1 protein-coding gene and 1 pseudogene are annotated in these 1,703 nt (G+C 43.3%); one reads left to right on the top strand and one right to left on the bottom strand.

Annotated elements, in window-relative coordinates:
* Nucleotides 1-251: 251 nt before the first annotated feature.
* Nucleotides 252-1,250, bottom strand: a pseudogene (locus DCC82_RS16895) (IS256 family transposase); the annotation flags it as partial.
* A 166-nt stretch (nucleotides 1,251-1,416) separates the two neighbouring features.
* Here DCC82_RS16895 and DCC82_RS16890 point away from each other — a divergent pair.
* Nucleotides 1,417-1,703 (top strand): helix-turn-helix domain-containing protein (locus DCC82_RS16890; protein ID WP_233253083.1); only part of this gene is annotated, 287 nt, incomplete at its 3' end.

The following is a 1,703-nucleotide window of genomic DNA, read 5'->3' as shown; positions in this document are numbered from 1 at the left end:
CTGATGAACCTATTTCATCCAGCTAACATGTCTCTAGGATTGAGTAGAAATCACAGAAAATGGTGAAGACCCGAAAAAATAAACAACTCTATGGTACCGTCAAGAATTTTGTGTAATGTAAGATAGATAGGGCATCTCTGAAATGGATTTAGAATAGAGAGGGGGCTGTTTCTTCCACACAGGAGACTGAATATTCAGTCTCCTGTGTGGAAAGGGAGAATCCCCTTATCTCATTTATTTACATTATTTGGTTAATTGTAACGTTCTTCAAACATTCGCTCGAGGGCTTCATGAGCTTCGGAAAATCCTCGTAACTTTCGTCCTGCCCATTTCTCATTAAAATCTTGGATGGTCAAATACACGACTTTTTCAGCGGCTTCTAAACTACTCAAACTGTTCATCGGCTTGAGACGTTTCCGAATCTCCTTGATCGTTCGTTCAATGGCATTCGTCGTATAAATCACACTTCGAATACTGCTTGGATAATCCATAAATGTAAGGAGGACATCCAACTCATTGGCCCAAGATTGAACTTCTCTCGGATACTTGCTTGACCATTTCGACTCAAACTGTTGAAACATCTGTAACGCCATCTCCTTATTCGGTGCACGATAAATCAGTTTGAGATCCTCTGCCACTTCCAATTGATCTTTTTTCCGAACACGATTTAAGGTATTACGTACTTTGTGAACGACACAACGCTGTACATCGGCTTTCGGATAAACTGCCTTAAAGGCTTCCTCCAACCCCGGTAGTCCATCGAATACGCCCAGAAGCACTTCCTTGACGCCTCTTTTGTAGAGCTGTTGGAGAATCTCCCGCCATCCATAGGCGCTTTCTTGTCCTCCCACGAAGAAATCCAGAATTTCGCGATACCCTTCTTCATTCACTCCTAACACCACATAAATGACTTCTTTCTCTACCGTATCGCGGCGAAGTTTCACGTACAAGCCGTCCAAATATAAGACAGAATAACGTTTGGATAGTGGACGATGGTGCCATTTCTCGATGTCTTCTTTCACGACATCGGTAATACGGCTGATCGTCGCTGGAGAATAAGCATTTCCTAGAATTCGTTCGATAAACTTGCCAATTTCCCGTGTACTCATGCCACTTTGATACATCCTAATGATGGCTTCCTCCAGCCAGCCGGTGTGGCGTTGATAAGGGGCAAACAACTGCGTTTGAAATTCTCCGTTTCGGTCTCTTGGCACCAAAAGCCCTTCAATTCGGCCATATTGTGTATCTATATAAATCCAGTTTGAAATTCCGACATGTTTAATCAACCTGCATCCTTGTCTATACTGCTCCTAAATGAGTAAATCAAAGGAGCGGAGGAAGAATGAGGAAAAAGGATTATAAATTACAAACGATCATGGTTGGACGATCGAACGTCTTCAAGAACAGGAACGCAAAATGAAAAAGGCGAACATGGCAAAACGAATTGCAGTCATTCGTCTGATTATGCAAGGCTATTTGGGGATCCAAGTCGCTGAGCTCTTGAATCTCCACCGTGAGACCGTTTCGATTTACGTGCAAAAGTTTAATCAAGGTGGGATGGATGCGCTATTAGAACGTCGATACGCCCCGGGCAGAAAGCCGTATCTATCTCCAGAAGAAGAACGGGAATTAAAAAAATGCTGGAAGAAAGCACTCCTGCCGATGAAGGATACGGCATTGAAACGGGCTGGAATACCCGGATT

Origin of the sequence: Geobacillus sp. LYN3 (assembly GCF_003064505.1) — a bacterium.
Lineage (GTDB): Bacteria > Bacillota > Bacilli > Bacillales > Anoxybacillaceae > Parageobacillus_B > Parageobacillus_B toebii.
This window is presented reverse-complemented; position numbering and strand designations above follow the sequence as displayed.